The organism is Paenarthrobacter sp. 2TAF44 (genome assembly GCF_052114885.1).
Taxonomy (GTDB): domain Bacteria; phylum Actinomycetota; class Actinomycetes; order Actinomycetales; family Micrococcaceae; genus Arthrobacter.
In genome coordinates this window covers 329,035-347,099 of sequence record NZ_JBFRFP010000002.1, presented here as the reverse complement: position 1 = coordinate 347,099, position 18,065 = coordinate 329,035, and the positions used below count along the sequence as shown (strand labels likewise).

The window sequence follows — 18,065 nt, the reverse complement described above, 5'->3', positions numbered from 1 at the left end:
ATGAAAGCCGTCCCCGACCAAATCCGCCAATTCATCCCCAACGACTTCGCCTCCCTCGGAGCAGACGGCTTCGGCTTCTCCGACACCCGCCAAGCCGCCCGCCGCTACTTCAAAAACGACACCCACTCCATCGTCGCCAAAACCCTCCAGTTGCTGGCGGCGAGGGGCGAAGTCGAGGAGGGCGCGCCGTCGTACGCTATTGACCGCTACAAGCTGCTCGACGTGAACGCGGGCACCACCGGCGGAGCAGGCGGCGACGCCTAACAACCCGCAGAAATACAGTTGGCGGCAGTGTTCGTGAAGAACACTGCCGCCAACTTGTTTTTGTGTGTAGTACCGGGGAGGCCTAGGTGCCCAGATTCCTCCGGTCTACGACGAATCCGGTTGCCGCGTTTTCGCGGACTGCGTTGATACCGGCCACGACGGCCTTCAAATTGGGAAACTGTGGCGACACTGCCACAACTGTGCCGTCATCGGCTGTGAGTCGGAACCTGAACGTGTTCGTCCCGGCCTTGAGTATCTCGAAACTGCCCGCCATCTTCCCCTTTTCCTCCACGCATCATTGCATTAGAGCTGATTTGAACAATTCCCTACCGACAATAATGGCCGTCGGAACCTACCAACAGACCTACTGAGGAGTAGTTTGCAACCGATTTTGGTAGATGTCCCGGAAAGCTCTGAGCAAGCTACAGACCGCGTGCATGCCCGCGCGTATCGTGAGGATATGACTGGATCCGGCGTGGCGCCCACTACGGGCGTCCTGCTTGCCGCAGGGGCTGGTACGCGCTTGGGCCGCGGACCGAAAGCGCTGCTCCCCTACCGCGGCCGCACGCTGGTTGAGGTGCTCGCCGATACTCTCTTCGACGGCGGCTGCCGGGAGGTTGTGGTCGTGGTCGGGGCCGAGGCGGACCGCGTTCGAAGCACCACAGATCTACGGACCTACACAGTGGTCGAGAACGAACACTGGGCCAAGGGAATGGCTGGCTCTTTCCGCGCAGGAATCGAGGCGGCCTCCCCGGGTCACAGCATCATGGTGGCGCTGGTGGACCAGCCCGGATTAACCCCGACGGCGGTCAGCAGGTTGCTGGGCAGCCACCGTCCCGGTCGGGTCACCGCAGCCGCCTACCCTGACGAATCAGGGCGCCTTAAGCGTCGGCACCCGGTGATTATCGACGTCGGGCTCCGATCCCAAGCCGCGGAAGCAGCGAACGGTGACACGGGCGCGCGATCGTTCCTTAAGGCGCATCCGGGCTTGGTGGATCTGGTGGATTGCAGCGACCTCTGCTCCGGGGAAGACCTGGATACAAAGGACCAGTTGCACCTGCTGGAGGACTGACTGCAGTTGGCCAATCCAGAGCCGGTACATTGGAATCCATGATCCAGATTGCCCCTGACGACCCCACGCGCCCGGATGTCCATCAGCTCCTGAGCGAGCATCTGGCCGACATGTTTGCGACGTCGCCGGCAGAAAGCGTGCACGCGTTGGACCATTCGGCGTTGTCCCATGAAGCGATCACGTTCTTGACGGCCCGCGAAGACGGCGTGTTGCTGGGATGTGGGGCGCTGAAGGAGCTGGCCGCTTCTGACGGAGAGGGCCGGTTTGGCGAGATCAAGTCGATGCGCACCACCGCCGCCGCCCGTGGGCGCGGCGTAGCCACGCTGATGCTCAAGCACATCGTGGCCGAAGCCGGCCGCAGGGGCTACGAACGCGTGAGCCTGGAAACTGGTACCGAAGATTACTTTGCGCCCGCGCGTCGTTTGTATGCCCGGCATGGATTCACCGAGTGCCCGCCGTTCGCCAACTACACCCTGGACCCGAACAGCGTGTTCATGGAGCTCGCCGTCTCCCCCAAGTAGCCGTCCTACCCAAGTAAGTCGCAGTTAAGCGCGTTCTCACGGCTCAAAACGCGCTCAACTGCGACCTAGTTGGGTAGGACGGACTCAGTTGGGGATCAGGGTTTTAGTTGGGGATCAGGGTGCGGTCGCGGAGGGCCAGGTAGATTTTGTCCCGGGCGATGGGCAGCTCGCCGAAACGGATTCCGGTGGCGTTGCGGATGGCGTTGGCCAGCGCGGGTGCCACAGGGTTGAACGGGCTCTCGCTCATGGACTTGGCGCCGAGGGGTCCGGTGCTGTCGTTCGTTGTTGCGAAATAGACCTCGCTCCGCGGCACGTCCGCGAAGGACGGAATGTGGTACTGCCGCAGGATATCCGTGGTGACATGTCCGGCGTCGTCCACTTTCACTTCCTCATACAACACTGCTCCGAGCGCCTGCGCGATACCGCCTTCGATCTGCCCACGGCACTGCCGCGGGTTCACCACAACGCCGGCATCTGCGGCCTGCACGCTCTGCAGGATCCGCAGCTCACCCGTTCCCGTGTTAACAGCAACGCGGAAACCGTGCACGTTGAATGCCACCGACCGCGGCGTTCCTCCCCAGTTGCCGTCGGTGGCGAGCCGAACGCCTTGGAGACGGGCGGCGTCGTAAATTTCCTTGAGCGGAACCACGCGGTCGCCGCACTCGACAGCTCCGTCCACCAAGCGGCAATCCGTTAATGCAGCCCCCGTGAGCGATGCCGCAACGGTCTGGATCCTGGTGGCAAGCTCGAGGGCTGCGCCGAGCGTCGCCTTGCCGGCCACCACTGTCCCGGACGAACCGAACGCGCCGGTGTCGTGCTCCACGAGGTCCGTATCGGACTGACGGACGGTAATTTTTGAGGCGGCTGTCGCCAGCGCAGTAGCGGCGAGTTGCGCATGCACGGTTGTGGTGCCGTTCCCGAACTCTGCAGTACCGACGTCGACGGCGAACCTTCCGTCCGCTTCCAGGCTCACCCTGGTGTGGGCGAAGTGGCCGCGCGGCGGGACGGTATCGATCATGGACAGGGCCGAGCCCTCCCCTACGACCCAGTCGGGGCCGAGGTCCTCCAGGCCAGCGGCCCGGTAACGCTCCTTGCCCCGGTCCAGAGCGTCCCGGACCAAGGCCACGCACTGGTCCAAACCGTAGCTACCGTAGTGAACGTCTTCCTCGGGCTCGGGTGTTGTGGAGAGCATGTGATCGCCTGGCCGGACCATGTTCTTGAGCCGGAACTCGAGCGGATCCATGCCGATGCCGATGGCAAGTTCGTCGACGGCGGACTCGATCGCAAAGATCATCTGGCTCAACCCATACCCCCGGAAAGCACCAGCGGGAACGGTGTTGGTGTAGACAGCCTGGGCGTCCACTTTCTTGTTGACGCATTTATAGACGGCCAGCGACTCGCCACAACCATGGAACATCACGCCGGGCGCATGGTTTCCGTAGGCCCCGGTGTTGGTGATGACGTCCAGTTGAAGGGCGGTGAGGTATCCGTCCCGGCTGGCGCCCGCCTTGAGATTGATGGTGAAGGGATGGCGCGTTGTGGTGGAGGTGAACTGTTCGGTCCGGGTGAACTCCAACTGGACGGGCCTGCGCAAAGCCAGTGCCGCGAGGGCGACAAGATCCTCGGTGAGGACCTCCTGCTTGCCGCCGAAACCACCCCCGACGCGGCCAGCCACCACACGGACAGTCTCCTCCGGCAGGTCAAACAACCGCATCAGGGTGCGCTTGACCAGGAAGGGAACCTGCGTGGAGGAACGGACAACCAGTCTGCCTTCCTCGTCCAGCCAGGCAATGGACGCGTGCGTTTCCATCGCGACGTGCTGAACCCTTTGCGTCTTGTACGTGTGCTCATGGATGAAGTCGGCTGCCGCGAAGCCGTCGGCCACGCTGCCCAGCTCGGCGTGGACCTCGGCTACCACGTTCTCCAGGGGCCGGGAGATTCTGGAATATACGCCATCCTTGTCACCATGGATGGCGGGGGCGCCGGGAAGGATCGCCTCCTGGGGCGTGAAAACTGGTTCCAAAAGCTCGTACTCCACAGCAAGCGCTCGGGTTCCGGCCTCCGCAGCACCAACAGATTCGGCCACAACAGCAGCTACGCGCTGGCCGATGAACCGCACCACGTTGTCCAGCACGCGGGTGTCATCGGGATCATCGGTGAAGTGTTCGTGCTGGGCCGTTGAGAACAACTGCGCTGGTGCATCTTCGTGCGTGAAAACAGCGACGACGCCAGGAACCGCCAGTGCCGCGGTCTTGTCGATGGACACGATCCGGGCGTGCGGATGCGGTGAACGCAGGAGCTTGAGGTGCAGTAGTCCAGGCAGCTGCTCGGCCGGAACATCCAGCGTGTACCGGGCAGCTCCGGTAACCACGGCTTGGCCGGCGGGTGCGGGAACGTTGTCCCCGAGCTGGCCGGGAGTAGCTTCCACAGCCACGGGATGTCCGGCGGTGGGATTTCCGGCTGCAGGCTGTCCAGCTGCAGGCGATTGTGCGCCGGAAACGTCAGCTCCGGCGTCGTGCTTGAGCTCGACGCCATGACCGTCGCCGTGACCACACACCGCGTCCGCGATGGAGCGGTAACCGGTACAGCGGCACAGATTGCCCTTGAGGTTCCGGGGCAGGTTGGCGCGTTGCTCGTCGTCAAAAGTGGCTGCGGTCATGACCATGCCGGCGGTGCAGAAACCGCATTGGAAACCCTGGGCTTCGAGGAACTGCTCCTGCACAGGGTGAAGATTTTCGCCGGTGGAGAGACCTTCGATCGTGGTCACGGCTTTGCCCTCGGCGCGGAGAGCCGGATAGATGCAGCTGTGGACCGCGGTGCCGTCGACGTGCACAGTGCAGGCGCCGCAGTCTCCGCCGTCGCAGCCCTTCTTGACGCCGAAGTTTCCTTGTTCCCGAAGGAAAGTGCGCAGGCATTGGCCGGGCCGGGGTGTGGCCTGAGAGGCAGCGCCGTTGATCTCAATTGCCATGGGAGGCCTCCTTCTGCGGGTTGTTCTGTGCGGGTTGCGTGGATGGTTGCGGCGAGGTGGCGTGGGGCGGCCAGAAATCGCCTGACACGGCCATTGACTCGCCCAGCAGCTCGGCCCGGATTTCCTCGGCCAATTTGAACGTCATATCGCGACGCCACTCCGGGAGACCATGGATGTCATCGTGGTACAGCGGCCAGGGAATGGAATCCCCGACGGCGTCAGCCAGCATCCCGGCGTCGGGAACCTGGCCGGCGGGGAACCGTAGTTGGACGGGCTTTTTGGTGGAGGCGGTGACGGTGATGACCAAACCGCCGTCGAGATCGAGGCATCCGATGAGCAGCACGCCGGAGCGTCCAAGGTTGCTCAGCGACAGACGCCGGAAGGCGACCCGGGCGGAGAGAGCCGAGGCTGGAAGGTGGATGCTGCGGAGCAACTCCCCCGGGGCCAGGACATTCTCCATGTCCCCGGTGACGAAATCGGCCACAGGTACTGTGCGGCTGGTGCCGTCAGGGCTCTGGATGGTTGCCGCGGCGCCGAGCCCGGCACACAGCGAAATCATGGGGCCGGCCGGCAAGGATGTGCAGATGTTGCCGCCCACCGTGGACATGTTCCAGATCTTGAAGGAGGCCACGAAGGAGTCGCAGCAAGGACGGATCAATGCCAGGCCGGGCCACTCACGGTTGGCTATTTCCGCGGACGCCGGCAGGGCGTAGAGCTCGGCAACAGTGCAGGTTGCGGCCAACTCAATGCCCTGATCGGTTACGGTAATGGCCTGCCAATCCGCTTGGCCCAAATCAAGGAGCCGTTTAAGGATAGTGCTTCCATAGGAGAAGAGGACAGTCCCTCCGGCGAGCCAGGCATCGCCGTCGCGCCATTGCGATGGATCCGTGGTGGGAACCACGGCCTCGATGGTGTTCATGTCCATGGGTCCTCCTGAGTGAGGTGTTGAGGTGCTGGTTGAATCGGCGCTGGGTGAATCGGTGCCGCGTGAATCGGGCCGGTGCTGTCCTTCAGCGAGGGGAAGCCGGGCTTTTTGTGGGCTGTGGCATTCTGGGCTGCTCCCCGCTCGGCGATGATTTCCGCCGTGATGGAGACTGCGACTTCGGCTGGTGTCACTGCACCAAGGTTTAGTCCGATCGGGGAATGCAGCCGTTCGAGCGCTTCGGAGGGCGTGCCGGCCTCAAGCAGGGCGTCAATCCGTTGCCGGTGGCTGCGACGCGAGCCCATCGCGCCGACGTAAGCCAGGTCCAAGCGGAGGGCTGTTTCGAGCAAAGGGATGTCGAACTTTGGATCGTGGGTCAGGACGCACACCACGGTCCGGGCGTCGACTCGTCCGGCCGCTGCTTCGGCTTCCAGGTAGCGGTGCGGCCAGTCTGTGACCACCTGGTCCGCGCCAGCGAAACGGCCCTGCTGGGCAAACGCAGGGCGGGCATCACACAGGGTGACGTTGTAACCAAGCAACTGTCCGGCGGGGAGCAACGCGGCGCCGAAATCATTGGCCCCGAAAATGAGCATCCGCGCAGCCGGCAAACGGCTTTCCACGAACAGGGTGATGGGCTCGGGCTGGGTTACTTCTTCCGGGTCCGCCGACGCCCACCTGTCCACGGTCACCCAGCCATCGATGCAGCCCTCGGGTGCGGCCAGCCGGACCAACCCGGTGCGTCCGCCTTGGAGCAGCGGCTCAACCTGGGCCGCCGCAGCCATCAAAGTGGCGGGATGATCGCCCACCAACCGCGCCAGTTGCGTTGATTCCATGGCGCGGAACCGAACAGGGTCATCAACGACCACCACTCCCCCTCCGCCACCGAGCCTGCGGATGAGCGCCAGGGCCGTGGGTTCGTTTGATACGGGCATGTCCAACAAGGCCATTTCGCCGGAATCGCTACCCAGTGGCTGGATATGGACTTCCAGTTCTCCTCCACAGGTGAGCCCAGCGGCGAAGGCGTCCTCGGCACTGTAGCCAAAAGACTCAAGGCGTGGGCCGCCGTCGCGCATTGCTTCCAAGGCTGCCTCAACGACGGCCCCTTCCACGCAACCGCCGGACAGGCTGCCCAGGATTTCGCCATGTTCGGAAACCATCATGGAAGTCCCCATGGGGCGCGGGACTGAGCCGCCGGTCCCTACGATCGTGGCCACAGCGCATTGTTGGCCAGAGACCGCAGTCCGCCAGCTGCCCAGTGAAGGCATCAGATCCAGCATGGCAACACGTCCTTTTTCCAGGTGTCCCGGCTGGGTGGCCCGGCCGGAGCAGTGCGCGATCTTGCCCTCATAATCTCATTTCCGGAGGGTGTTGAGGGGAAGTCGCAGCTAGTCAATAAGAGTTCATAGGAACGGGGGCAAGGGCTTCATCTCCCTGCCCCCGTTCCCTGACGGAGCATCAGCGCCCGTTCCTGAATCAACAGGGCCGCCGCCCGCCGTCGTGCCCGTTCCGGAGGTGCTGTTCGGGCAGGGACCACGACGGCGGACGCCTATTCGTGCGGTGGGCGCGGATGGACCGCCGTTCGAAGTGCCGGATGTGGACCCGCCGGCGCGGGGTAGGGCTCCGCGCTAGACGCCCATCAAGGCGTTGATCGGGCCCCGTGCGAAGTAGATAATGAAGCCCGCCGTGACCACCCACATGAGCGGATGGACTTTCTTGGCCTTGCCCGATGCCGCGCTGATCACCGCGAAGGAGATGAACCCGACGCCGATGCCGTTGGCAATGGAGTAGGTCAGCGGCATGGTCACGATGGTGAGGAACGCCGGCAATGCGATGGCGAACTTGGTGAACTTGATCTCGCGGATCTGCGCCATCATCATCGCGCCCACCACCACCAGTGCTGCGGCAGCCACTTCCAGCGGGACAACCGAAGTAAGCGGCGTGAAGAACATCGAACCCAGGAACAGCAGGCCAGTGACGACCGACGCCAGGCCCGTGCGGGCGCCCTCGCCGATTCCTGCTGCGGAGTCGATGTAGACGGTGTTGGAGGAACCGGACGTCCCGCCGCCCACTACTGCGCCCATGCCTTCAACGATGAAGGCTGACTTCAGCTTGGGGAACGTACCGTCCTTGTGTGCCACGCCTGCGCTCTTGGCCAGGCCCGTCATGGTGCCCATGGCGTCGAAGAAGTTGGTGAACACCAAGGTGAAGACCAGCATGGTCGCAGCCAGTCCGCCAATCCTGGCGAACGAACCAAAGAGGTCGAACTGACCCACCAGGCTGAGGTCCGGGACGGACATCAACTGGCTGGACAGGATCGGCACGTTGAGGTGCCAGCCGCCAGGGTTGTCGGCGGTGCCCGGACCAATGTGGAACACGGCCTCGGCTACAGCGGCGAGAACTGTCGTGGCGACGATGCCAATCAACAGGCCGCCCTGGATCTTGCGTGCCACGAGGATACCCATGACCAGCAATCCGATGATGAAGACGAGAGTTGGGATGGAGGTGATGGAACCATCCGTGCCCAGCTGGACCGGCGGGCCGCCCTTGGTGGGGCGGACAAAGCCGGAGTCGACGAAGCCGATGAAGGCGATGAACAGGCCGATGCCGACGGTGATGGCGGCTTTGAGTTCCTTGGGGACTGCCTTGAAGATCGCCGTCCGGGCACCAGTGGCGCCGAAGAGGACGATCAGGATGCCGTTGATGACCACCAGGCCCATGGCTTCTGGCCATGTGACTTCCTGGATGACAGCTACGGCGAGGAAGGAATTGATGCCCAGGCCGGCTGCGAGGCCGAAGGGCAGGTTGGCCACGAGTCCGAAGACGATGGTCATGACGCCGGCGGTCAGGCCAGTAACTGCGCCCACCTGTGCTGCCGAGAGCCAGCCGCCCGCCACATCCACCGGGGCGTTGTCTGCCGAGAAGCCGCCCAAGATGAGCGGGTTGAGGATGACGATGTACGCCATGGTGAAGAACGTGACCAAGCCGCCGCGGAATTCTCGGGCCAGCGTGGAGCCACGCTTGGTGATCTGGAAGAACTTATCCAGGAAGGAGTTCGACACCGGCGGCTTGTTGTTGCCATCTGCCAGGCCGGTTGCCGTGTGCTTTGCGTTTGCCGCTGTGGGCTCTGCGCTCTTGCCTCCGTTGGGGAGGAGCGCAGCCTGCTTTTCAGCTGCGGTCTGCATTTCTGCGGGATCCAGGATTGTCATGTCAGCCACCGGCCCTAGTAGTCGATCCTGGAATCAAGCGTGTTCCATGTGGTGAACGGCTGGAGGGCCGCCGGAGCCTGGGGGTCGCCCAGTTCCAGCTTGGCTACCGGCATCAGCGCGTCCCGGTTGTCGTTCTCGAAGAACTCGTAGAAGACGGCGTCGTCGAAGCCAACGGATGCGGCGTCGTGACGGTCTGCGGCAAAGAACACGCGGTCAACGCGTGCCCAGAGTGCGGAGGCCAGGCACATGGGGCATGGCTCGCAACTGGTGTAGAGGGTTGCTCCGCTCAAATCGAAGGTTCCCAGTTCGCGGCAGGCGTTACGGATGGCCGTGACTTCTGCGTGTGCGGTGGGATCGTTCGTGGCGGTGACGCGGTTGACGCCTTGGAAGGCTTGTCCATCCGCGGTAACAATTACGGCGCCGAAGGGGCCACCACTGTTGAGGACATTGGCTGTTGCCAGCTCAATGGTTGTGGCCAGGAATTGCTCGGCCGTGACGGTTGTACTCATGTTGCGACTTCCTTAGTGCTGAGGAAGCCAGGTGACCTGTTGGGGGCGCTACGGAACGGAGCTCCAGTTAGCTTGGTTACCAGGCTTCAGCATGTGCGATGAAGGTTAAGTTGCGCCTGGTAGATAGCTTCCCGAGGGCCGGGTGCCCGCCTTTGGCAGTTAGAGCGTAGCACCAGATTTGTGAGCCGCGCCATAGTTTTTTGAAAATTTAATTTCGTCATACGAAATCTTGGGGTGGCGACGGGATGTGACCGTGAGACGCCTGCGGGGGTTGACTGCCGCCGTCGTGCGTCTTACGCTTTTCGGACCGGACGCACTTGTTGGCTTCCGGCTCCTGGATCAGCAGACAGGGCCTAACTGAGCTGGAACGCAGACATGCCGACCAGACAAGGACCCTCATGACCCCTCTTTGGATCAAGAACCCGCTGGGTATCTTCACCGCAAACGACCTCGACGCCGGTGGCGGCTTGGTGGTTTCCGACGGGAAAATCGTGGAGCTCGTGCCTATGGGCGGGCAGCCGTCATTGCCTTGTTCCGTCTTTGATGCCTCGGACCACGTGGTCCTGCCCGGACTCATCAACACGCACCACCACTTCTATCAAACCCTTACCCGCGCCTGGGGTCCGGTGGCCAACGCCCCGCTGTTCCCGTGGCTGCAGAATTTGTACCCGGTGTGGGCACGGTTGACGCCCCGGAGCCTTGAGCTTGCAGTGCAGGTTGCACTCGCCGAGCTTTTGTTGTCCGGCTGCACCACCGCCGCCGACCACCACTACCTCTTCCCCGACGGCATGGAAGACGCCATTGACATCGAAGTGGGCGCGGTGCGGTCCATGGGGATGCGGGCCACGCTGACCCGCGGGTCCATGACATTGGGAGAGGACGACGGCGGGCTGCCGCCACGGACCACGGTCCAGTCACCGGAGGTGATCCTTGCGGACAGCGAACGGCTGATTCGTGAGTACCACGAGACAGGTGATGGTGCCGTTGTGCAGATTGCCCTTGCCCCCTGTTCGCCGTTCTCCGTGACCAAGGAGATCATGGCCGAGAGCGCCGCCATGGCCGAACGCTTCGATGTCCGGCTGCACACGCACCTTGCCGAGACCATTGACGAGGAAGACTTCTGCCAGTCCATGTTTGGGCTGCGGACCGTGGATTACCTGGAGTCAGTTGGCTGGTTGGGGCCCCGGACCTGGCTTGGACACGGCATCCACTTCAACGACGACGAGATCGCCAGGCTGGGAGCCGCGGGCACCGCCGTCGCACATTGCCCAACCTCCAACATGCGCCTCGCATCCGGGACAGCGCGGGTGCTGGAACTTGAAGCCGCGGGCGTTCCCGTGGGACTGGGAGTGGATGGCTCGGCGTCGAACGATGCTTCCAACATGATCCTCGAGGCTCGTCAAGCGCTGTATCTGCAGCGGCTCAGGTATGGCGCCTCGGTTCCCGTGGAGAGGGCACTTGGCTGGGCAACACGCGGGTCGGCTGCCGTTTTGGGCCGCTCGGACATCGGGCAGTTGGCTCCGGGGCTTCAGGCGGACCTTGCCATGTTCAAGCTGGACTCGCTGCGGTTCTCCGGGAGCCACGACCCCGTGGCTGCGTTGCTGCTCTGTGGGGCTGATCGTGCCGACCGGGTGATGGTGGGCGGTGCTTGGCGCGTGGTTGATGGCGCGATTCCCGGGCTCGACGTTGCCGGGCTCATCGCTGAGCACTCGGCTGCGGCGCGGAAGCTGGTGGCGGGGTAGGCCTGTTTTTTGTGGCGGCCACCCGATTCGATGGTTCCCTGCGCGCTAGACGGTAGGAGTCGTCTAACGCGCAGGGAGTCGTCTACTCGGCCGTGCGGAGGGTTCGCAGGACACGCAGCTTGAATTCCTGCTCCCGGAACAGATCCCTCCACGTGATGCGGATGAACTTCCAGCCCAGCTCCATCAGCGCCTTCTCGCGCTGCCTTTCCTTGAAGATCACTTCATCTGTTGGCTCGTAGTCGAAGTACTTCACCCTGCCGTCGAACTCCAAAGCCACCTTCTTCTCGCGCCACGCGAAGTCCAAGCGATGTCGGCCTTCCGTTGTTCGAACTCCTACTTGAAGGTCTGGTGGCTCAATGCGGAGTCGCTGCAGCAGTTCCCGGCTGAGAGTCTCGCCGGGAGACTCCGAGCGCGCATCGGCATTTTCCAAGGCCCGGCGCAACGAAAGCACTCCATTTCTCCCCGACAGAGCTAAGCAAATTTGCGCCAGCCTCTCAGCATCTGCACCCATGCGGAGGGCATGATCCATCAGCACAAGGCTCCGCCGGTAGTCCAACATCAAGCAACAGTCCGCCAAGGTCCGCTCCAGCGATGTACACGGGAGTCCGTCCACGAGGACTACATCGCCTTCCAGGAGCACCGTGGAATGAGCGACTACGTCGCGGCCATGCGAAATCGGCGACGGCGTCTTCTTCTGTGTAATGTGCACGCGATCGTCAACGTCCCACAGGAGTAATCGGTGGAGGCGCGCTGCAGAGGTGTGGCTGTACACCAAACCGCCGACCGATGTCGTGAGCGTCCCATGAGCGTGGGCGGCGATGAGTTGGCGGCTGCGTACCCACGGCTTCTGGGCGGACCAGGTGCTGCCACGGATGTAGCAACCTCGTCGGAGCCTTACCAGTTCACCCGACCGCACCAGGGTGGCTATACTCCGGTCATTGAATCCGGCTTCATTGAGTTCGGAGGTCCTCCACAGATCCATGCCCGCGGGGAGATCAGCCATTTTCGCCATGGCACAAGCATTGTCGAGCCTTAAGAACTTGCGACAGGGGACCCAGGGCGTATGTGGAAAAGCCCGTTTCGATGGCTCGCTGCAGACAAGACGACTCCTACCGTCTTGCCTGCAGCGAGCCGTCTAAACGGGCGGGAGCAGGGGCGGGCGCCGCAGGGAGTGCTAGGGGCGTTGGCGGCCGAACACCGGGAGTGCGCGGAGCCAACGGGAGAACCCGCCGGCATTTCGGTCGCAGTCGGCCGGGATATAGAAGTCCGGGTCTGTTGCACCGAAGGGCAGGTACAGCTCCTGACCCGGTGCCGGGAATTCAACGACATTGTTCGTATCCTTCGAGTCCATCTGTTCCTCCTCTTTCCAGTGCAGCACTTTTCCGTAGTTCGGAAAATCTTTATTGCTATGTGAAAAGGATAGGCAGGGCCCCGAGCAGCCGTCAAGACCTGTCCAGAAGGCACGAAGAGTCGCTCCGGTCACATTTGGCTGCTTCATAACGATCTCCAAAACCCATATACACAAGCCGAAATCATGCGCTACTCTCGAATGAGTTCGTGGCGTACGTCACGTAACCTGAGAGCAGCAGGCAGGGTCGTAATGAGCTGGCATCAATGGATGCCGGCTCTTTTTTGTTGGGTCGGCTCCACCAGAAACGCGGTGGAAACACGCGCTTAATTTCATTGATGGAACGTAGGTTCCACCTCACAGAAGTTGGGATATGACCATGAGCAACAACATCGTCCTCGGCGAAAACCAGTACGGCAAAGCGGAAGTCCGCGTCGTCAAGGTCACTCGGGATACTGACCGCCACCACATCGAAGACTTGAACGTTACTTCGCAGCTGCGTGGCGATTTCCAGGCTGCACACCTCGAAGGCGACAACGGCCACGTCGTTGCCACCGATACCCAGAAGAACACCGTCTACGCTTTTGCCCGTGACGGCATCGGCTCACCGGAGTCCTTCCTGCTGCGCCTTGCCAATCACTTCACCGGCGAGTTCGAATGGGTAACCGGTGGCCGTTGGGAAGCCGAGGCCTACAGCTGGGATCGCATCCAGGCACACGGCGCGGGACACGATCACAGCTTCGTCCGCAACGGACAAGAGGTGCGTACCGCCGTCGTCGTCCGTGATGGCGCAACCACCCACGTGATTTCCGGCCTCAAGGACCTGACCGTCCTCAAGACCACGCAGTCCGGCTTCGTCGGCTACCCGCGCGACAAGTACACAACCCTGCCGGAAACCACGGACCGCATTCTTGCCACTGATGTTTCTGCCCGCTGGCGCTACAACACCAACCTGGACTTGGCTGGCACGGACTTCAACAAGAGCTACGAGGACATCAAGGCCCTCCTGCTGGAAGGCTTCACCGAGAACTACTCGCACGCGCTTCAGCAGACGCTGTTCGACATGGGCAAGAAGGTCCTGGAAGCACACAGCGAAGTGGATGAGATCAAGTTCTCCATGCCCAACAAGCACCACTTCCTGGTTGACCTGAGCCCGTTCGGCTTGGACAACCCCAACGAGGTCTTCTTCGCCGCGGACCGCCCGTACGGCCTCATCGAAGCAACCGTCCAGCGCGACAACACCACTGCCGCGCCCGTTGCATGGAGCGGCATCGCCGGCTTCTGCTAAGCCCGCACCAAACCAGCACTAAAGACGCACCATCCAGGGGTTGTGTGCAGGTCCCCCAACGGCGCCCGTCAAGGCCGGACCTGCACACAAACCCCAGCCCCAAAAGAACCCAAGATTTTGTTAGCCAGACACAGTTAGCCAGACGAAGACGTCTGCCATGAACCCAGAAAGTCTGCCATGAACACGAAGAAGAAAACCCGCCCTGCGAATAGCACCCCTTCGCAGAAGCATCAGCCAGAACGTCCCGAGGACAAGCGCCTCTCGATCGGAAGCACCTTCGCATACGGCTTCCAGCATGTCCTCACCATGTACGGCGGAATCATTGCCCCGCCGCTGATCATCGGCGCGGCGGCAGGCATGTCCTCGCAGGATATCGGCCTCCTCATCGCAGCCTGCCTCTTCGTTGGCGGGCTGGCCACTATCCTCCAGACGGTGGGCATCCCGTTCTTCGGCTCGCAGCTGCCGCTGGTTCAGGGCGTCTCGTTCGCCGGCGTCTCAACCATGGTTGCGATTGTCCAAGGTGGCGGGGGCATCCAGGCGGTCTTCGGTTCGGTCATTGTGGCGTCCCTGATCGGCCTGGCCATCACTCCCCTGTTCTCCAAGATCATCAAGTTCTTCCCGCCAGTGGTCACCGGCACGGTCATCACCACCATTGGCCTGACGCTCATGCCGGTCGCAGCCAACTGGGCCATGGGTGGAAACGCCAAGGCCGATAACTACGGCAGCATGGCCAACATCGGCCTTGCAGCAGCCACCATGGGCGTCGTCCTGCTCCTGAGCAAGGTTGGCAACGCCGCTATTTCCCGGCTCTCCATCCTGCTGGCCATGGTCATCGGCACCATCATCGCGTTCGTTGCAGGAATGGCAGACTTCTCCAAGGTCGGCCAGGGCGACATCGTCGCTTTCCCCACGCCCTTCGCTTTCGGTGCTCCCACCTTCGAGATCGCAGCAATCGTCTCCATGCTCATCGTCATCCTGGTAACCCTGACCGAGACTTCCGCGGACATCATTGCTGTGGGCGAGATCGTCGATACCAAGGTTGACTCCCGCCGCATCGGCGACGGTCTCCGCGCAGACATGCTCTCCAGCGCCATCTCGCCCCTGTTCAACTCCTTCACGCAGAGCGCCTTCGCCCAGAACGTGGGCTTGGTGGCCATCACCGGCATCAAGAGCCGTTTCGTGGTCAGCGCCGGCGGCCTCATCCTGGTTGTCCTCGGCCTCCTGCCGATCCTGGGCCGAGTGGTCGCAGCGGTTCCGACGCCCGTCCTGGGCGGTGCCGGCGTCGTGCTTTTCGGCACAGTGGCAGCCAGCGGTATCCGCACCCTGGCCAAGGTTGAATACAAGAACAACATGAACCTGATCATCGTGGCCGCGTCGATCGGGTTTGGCATGATTCCCATTGCCGCTCCGAAGTTCTACGACCAGTTCCCTTCCTGGTTCTCCACCATCTTCCACTCCGGCATCAGCTCCGCCGCAGTCATGGCGATCCTGCTGAACATCCTGTTCAACCACTTCAAGGCAGGCAACACAGACAACCAGTCAGTGTTCGTCGCTGGTACGGACCGCATCGTCAGCGAGGAAGACATCAAGTGCCTGAGCGAAGGCGACCGGTTCGAGAACGGCAAGCTGATCGACGCCGACGGCAAGGAAGTCCCGCTCAAGACGTCCAGCGCGTCCGAGCACTAGCTCCCGCCCAAAAATGGCAGATGACGGCAGCGTTTCCTTGGGGGACGCTGCCGTCATTTGTGCTGCCGAGGGAAGCGCCGAGATGACAAATAACGCCCATGTTTATGGAAAACATGGGCGTCAAGTGCCAACTCGGCGGGTGGTGTGGAGAAGGAGAAGCCTAGTTCTGGTTGAGCTCCGCGGAAATCGCCAGGGCGGCCTCGCGCAGCATTGGCACAGCGCGGTCGGCGAAGCTCTGGTCCACGCGGGTGATGGGCCCGGAAACGGAGATAGCCGTGGGGGTGGGAGCGTTGGGCACGGCCATCGCGAAGCACCGGACCCCGAGTTCCTGCTCTTCCTCGTCAATGGAGTAGCCGCGTTCGCGGATCAGCTTCAGGTCCGCGAGCAGGGAGTCGATATCGCCGATGCTCTTGGCCGTGGGCGTAGGCATCCCGGTTCGGGCAACGATGCCGCGGACCTGCTCGTCGTCGAGCTGCGCCAGGATCGCTTTGCCAACGCCTGTGTCATGGGTGTGGGCCCGGCGGCCAACCTCCGTGAACATACGCATGGAGTGCATGGACGGGACCTGGGCCACGTAGATGACCATGTCCGAATCCAGGACCGCCATGTTGGACGTTTCGCCAAGGCGCTCCACAAGGGTTTTCAGCTGCGGACGCGCTACGGCACCGAGCTGCTTGCTGGCACCTTCGCCAAGCCGGATGAGCCGCGGGCCCAGGGCGTAGCGGCGGTTGGGCAGCTGGCGGATGTAGCCGAGGGACACCAGGGTGCGCAGCAGGCGGTGGATGGTGGGCAAGGGCAGGTCAGTGGACGACGACAGCTCGCTCAGAGTGACGTCGCCGCCCGCATCCGTGATCAGTTCCAGCAGTTCAAAGACGCGCTCAACGGACTGCACGCCTCCGGAGGCTTTTTCAGCCATTCCCTTGTCTCCAATGACTCAGATTCCGACAACTCTTATCCGCATCGTGAAAAGAATTGCTTAGAACACCCAAGATACAGCACAGCGGGCACCTGCGCGACGAGACGCAAAATGACCGGGCAAGGGGTTGTGTTTCCACTTGGTAGATAATAATATCCATAATACGAAAACATTTAGTTTGGAACGGCGGCCCGGGAACGGGCCTAACAGGAGGAATTTCAATGGCGAATCCGAGCCCCGGAAACTCGATCACCCTGCGCGTCGCCGCACCGTCCAGCTTCACAGCTACGAGCGAACTGGCAGCAGCCGTCGGCGCAGCCGGTGCCGCAATCACCGCTCTGGACGTCACGGAATCCCACCACGAGACGATCGTCGTGGACGTCACCTGCAACACCACTGATGACGACCACGCAGCACGCGTCAAAGATGCCCTGAATGCCCTCGACGGCGTCACCGTCCAGCACGTCTCGGACCGCACTTTCCTCATGCACCTCGGCGGCAAGCTCGAGGTGGTCCCTAAAGTAGCCCTGCGCAACCGTGACGACTTGTCCCGTGCCTATACTCCCGGCGTCGCGCGTGTTTGCCTGGCCATTGCAGAAGACCCCGCCGCTGCCCGGAACCTGACTGTCAAGCGCAACACCATCGCAGTCCTCACCGATGGTTCCGCCGTTCTGGGCCTTGGCAACATCGGCCCCGCCGCAGCCCTGCCCGTGATGGAAGGTAAGGCCGCACTGTTCAAGCAGTTCGCCAACGTGGACGCCTGGCCGGTCTGCTTGGACACGCAGGACACCGAAGAAATCATCATGATCGCCAAGGCCATGGCTCCCGTCTACGGCGGCATCAACCTCGAAGACATCGCCGCGCCGCGTTGCTTCGAGATCGAGAACCGCCTCCGCGAAGAACTGGACATCCCGGTGTTCCACGACGACCAGCACGGCACAGCGATCGTCACCCTCGCTGCCTTGGTCAACGCCCTCCGCGTAGTGGACAAGAAGCTGTCCGAGGTCAAGATCGTTGTCTCGGGCGTTGGCGCTGCCGGTTCTGCCATCATCCAGCTCCTCAAGGCCCAGGGCGCGCAGCACATCATTGCCGCCGGCCGCTCCGGAGCCATCCACTCCGGGGAGAAGTACGACGACGAGCACCGCAGCTGGATTGCCGAGAACACCAACGAAGAAGGCTTCTCCGGAACCCTGCATGACGCCCTGAAGGGAGCAGACGTGTTTATCGGCGTCAGCGCCCCGCATGTGATCGGCGAGGAGCAGGTGGCTTCCATGGCTGAGAACGCAATCGTCTTCGCCATGGCCAACCCGACGCCGGAAATCGACCCCGTCATCGCCTCCAAGCACGCCGCCGTTGTTGCCACGGGTCGCAGCGACTTCCCGAACCAGATCAACAACGTGCTGGCCTTCCCCGGCTTCTTCCGCGGACTGCTGGACGCCGGAGCATCGGACATCACGCCGAACATGCTGGTGGCCGCCGCCGAGGCAATTGCCAACCGGGTAGCTGACGATGAGCTGAACGCGAGTTACATTATCCCCAGCGTCTTCGATCCGCATGTAGCCGCCGATGTAGCGACCGCCGTAGCCAATGCTGCGCACGCAAACGCCGCCAGCGCTCTCTAGA

Annotated in this window: 16 protein-coding genes; 7 read left to right on the top strand and 9 right to left on the bottom strand. The window is 62.5% G+C overall.

Features of this window, described 5'->3' with window-relative positions; genetic code table 11:
• On the top strand, positions 1–264 hold a 264-nt coding region (locus tag AB4Z15_RS04110), incomplete at its 5' end, for a hypothetical protein (protein WP_441995931.1).
• Between the two features lie 82 nt (positions 265–346).
• Here the strand turns inward: AB4Z15_RS04110 and AB4Z15_RS04105 are convergent.
• Positions 347–538, bottom strand: a complete 192-nt coding sequence (locus AB4Z15_RS04105; RefSeq protein WP_223934473.1) for a YegP family protein — start codon at positions 536–538, stop codon at positions 347–349.
• 159 nt (positions 539–697) lie between these two features.
• Between AB4Z15_RS04105 and nboR the strand changes: the two genes are divergently transcribed.
• The gene (nboR, locus tag AB4Z15_RS04100; RefSeq protein WP_442016196.1) at positions 698–1,336 is read left to right on the top strand and encodes a nicotine blue oxidoreductase; all 639 of its coding nucleotides are present in this window, start codon (positions 698–700) and stop codon (positions 1,334–1,336) included.
• Positions 1,337–1,374: 38 nt separating this feature from the next.
• Entirely contained in the window at positions 1,375–1,857 is a 483-nt protein-coding gene (locus AB4Z15_RS04095) for a GNAT family N-acetyltransferase (protein WP_442016182.1), read from the top strand.
• A 103-nt stretch (positions 1,858–1,960) separates the two neighbouring features.
• Here AB4Z15_RS04095 and AB4Z15_RS04090 read toward each other — a convergent pair whose 3' ends face one another.
• The 5 genes from AB4Z15_RS04090 to AB4Z15_RS04070 all read right to left on the bottom strand — a co-directional run bounded on the left by AB4Z15_RS04090 (position 1,961) and on the right by AB4Z15_RS04070 (position 9,462).
• Positions 1,961–4,825, bottom strand: coding sequence for a molybdopterin-dependent oxidoreductase (locus AB4Z15_RS04090; protein WP_442016181.1), 2,865 nt, complete (start codon positions 4,823–4,825; stop codon positions 1,961–1,963).
• Positions 4,815–5,750, bottom strand: coding sequence for an FAD binding domain-containing protein (locus AB4Z15_RS04085; protein WP_442016180.1), 936 nt, complete (start codon positions 5,748–5,750; stop codon positions 4,815–4,817). The genes AB4Z15_RS04090 and AB4Z15_RS04085 overlap by 11 nt, the downstream gene beginning before the upstream one ends.
• Complete coding sequence (locus tag AB4Z15_RS04080; protein WP_442016179.1) at positions 5,741–7,024, bottom strand: XdhC family protein; 1,284 nt, start codon at positions 7,022–7,024, stop codon at positions 5,741–5,743. Before AB4Z15_RS04080 ends, AB4Z15_RS04085 begins: the two co-directional genes overlap by 10 nt.
• Positions 7,025–7,372: 348 nt before the next feature.
• Entirely contained in the window at positions 7,373–8,962 is a 1,590-nt protein-coding gene (locus AB4Z15_RS04075; RefSeq protein ID WP_442016178.1) for an NCS2 family permease, read from the bottom strand.
• A 5-nt stretch (positions 8,963–8,967) separates the two neighbouring features.
• Positions 8,968–9,462: a nucleoside deaminase gene (locus AB4Z15_RS04070; protein WP_442003169.1), complete on the bottom strand. Its 495-nt coding sequence runs from the start codon at positions 9,460–9,462 to the stop codon at positions 8,968–8,970.
• Positions 9,463–9,860: 398 nt separating this feature from the next.
• Between AB4Z15_RS04070 and AB4Z15_RS04065 the strand changes: the two genes are divergently transcribed.
• Positions 9,861–11,204 carry an 8-oxoguanine deaminase gene (locus tag AB4Z15_RS04065; protein ID WP_442016177.1) on the top strand — a complete coding sequence of 448 codons (1,344 nt, stop codon included), beginning with the start codon at positions 9,861–9,863 and terminating at the stop codon, positions 11,202–11,204.
• 82 nt (positions 11,205–11,286) lie between these two features.
• Here AB4Z15_RS04065 and AB4Z15_RS04060 read toward each other — a convergent pair whose 3' ends face one another.
• Together AB4Z15_RS04060 and AB4Z15_RS04055 are read right to left on the bottom strand one after the other, a co-directional pair.
• Positions 11,287–12,216, bottom strand: coding sequence for a type IV toxin-antitoxin system AbiEi family antitoxin domain-containing protein (locus tag AB4Z15_RS04060; RefSeq protein WP_442016176.1), 930 nt, complete (start codon positions 12,214–12,216; stop codon positions 11,287–11,289).
• Positions 12,217–12,378: 162 nt separating this feature from the next.
• Complete coding sequence (locus AB4Z15_RS04055) at positions 12,379–12,555, bottom strand: hypothetical protein (protein WP_216926482.1); 177 nt, start codon at positions 12,553–12,555, stop codon at positions 12,379–12,381.
• 370 nt (positions 12,556–12,925) lie between these two features.
• On the opposite strand from AB4Z15_RS04055, the gene pucL reads away from it, so the two are divergent.
• On the top strand, positions 12,926–13,840 hold the full coding sequence (pucL, locus tag AB4Z15_RS04050; protein ID WP_442016175.1) for a factor-independent urate hydroxylase: 915 nt from the start codon (positions 12,926–12,928) through the stop codon (positions 13,838–13,840).
• A 177-nt stretch (positions 13,841–14,017) separates the two neighbouring features.
• The gene (locus tag AB4Z15_RS04045) at positions 14,018–15,526 is read left to right on the top strand and encodes a nucleobase:cation symporter-2 family protein (protein ID WP_442016174.1); all 1,509 of its coding nucleotides are present in this window, start codon (positions 14,018–14,020) and stop codon (positions 15,524–15,526) included.
• A gap of 160 nt (positions 15,527–15,686) precedes the next feature.
• Here AB4Z15_RS04045 and AB4Z15_RS04040 read toward each other — a convergent pair whose 3' ends face one another.
• Positions 15,687–16,442 carry an IclR family transcriptional regulator gene (locus AB4Z15_RS04040; RefSeq protein WP_224088895.1) on the bottom strand — a complete coding sequence of 252 codons (756 nt, stop codon included), beginning with the start codon at positions 16,440–16,442 and terminating at the stop codon, positions 15,687–15,689.
• A 221-nt stretch (positions 16,443–16,663) separates the two neighbouring features.
• Between AB4Z15_RS04040 and AB4Z15_RS04035 the strand changes: the two genes are divergently transcribed.
• Positions 16,664–18,064, top strand: a complete 1,401-nt coding sequence (locus AB4Z15_RS04035) for an NAD-dependent malic enzyme (RefSeq protein WP_442016173.1) — start codon at positions 16,664–16,666, stop codon at positions 18,062–18,064.
• The last annotated feature ends 1 nt before the right edge of the window (position 18,065 follow it).

Coding starts and splice junctions, on each gene's coding strand:
- AB4Z15_RS04105 (WP_223934473.1), bottom strand. CDS start 538: ATGGCGGGCAGTTTCGAGATACTCAAGGCCGGGACGAACACGTTCAGG.
- AB4Z15_RS04095 (WP_442016182.1), top strand. CDS start 1,375: ATGATCCAGATTGCCCCTGACGACCCCACGCGCCCGGATGTCCATCAG.
- AB4Z15_RS04090 (WP_442016181.1), bottom strand. CDS start 4,825: ATGGCAATTGAGATCAACGGCGCTGCCTCTCAGGCCACACCCCGGCCC.
- AB4Z15_RS04085 (WP_442016180.1), bottom strand. CDS start 5,750: ATGGACATGAACACCATCGAGGCCGTGGTTCCCACCACGGATCCATCG.
- AB4Z15_RS04080 (WP_442016179.1), bottom strand. CDS start 7,024: ATGCTGGATCTGATGCCTTCACTGGGCAGCTGGCGGACTGCGGTCTCT.
- AB4Z15_RS04070 (WP_442003169.1), bottom strand. CDS start 9,462: ATGAGTACAACCGTCACGGCCGAGCAATTCCTGGCCACAACCATTGAG.
- AB4Z15_RS04065 (WP_442016177.1), top strand. CDS start 9,861: ATGACCCCTCTTTGGATCAAGAACCCGCTGGGTATCTTCACCGCAAAC.
- AB4Z15_RS04060 (WP_442016176.1), bottom strand. CDS start 12,216: ATGGCGAAAATGGCTGATCTCCCCGCGGGCATGGATCTGTGGAGGACC.
- AB4Z15_RS04055 (WP_216926482.1), bottom strand. CDS start 12,555: ATGGACTCGAAGGATACGAACAATGTCGTTGAATTCCCGGCACCGGGT.
- pucL (WP_442016175.1), top strand. CDS start 12,926: ATGACCATGAGCAACAACATCGTCCTCGGCGAAAACCAGTACGGCAAA.
- AB4Z15_RS04045 (WP_442016174.1), top strand. CDS start 14,018: ATGAACACGAAGAAGAAAACCCGCCCTGCGAATAGCACCCCTTCGCAG.
- AB4Z15_RS04040 (WP_224088895.1), bottom strand. CDS start 16,442: ATGGCTGAAAAAGCCTCCGGAGGCGTGCAGTCCGTTGAGCGCGTCTTT.
- AB4Z15_RS04035 (WP_442016173.1), top strand. CDS start 16,664: ATGGCGAATCCGAGCCCCGGAAACTCGATCACCCTGCGCGTCGCCGCA.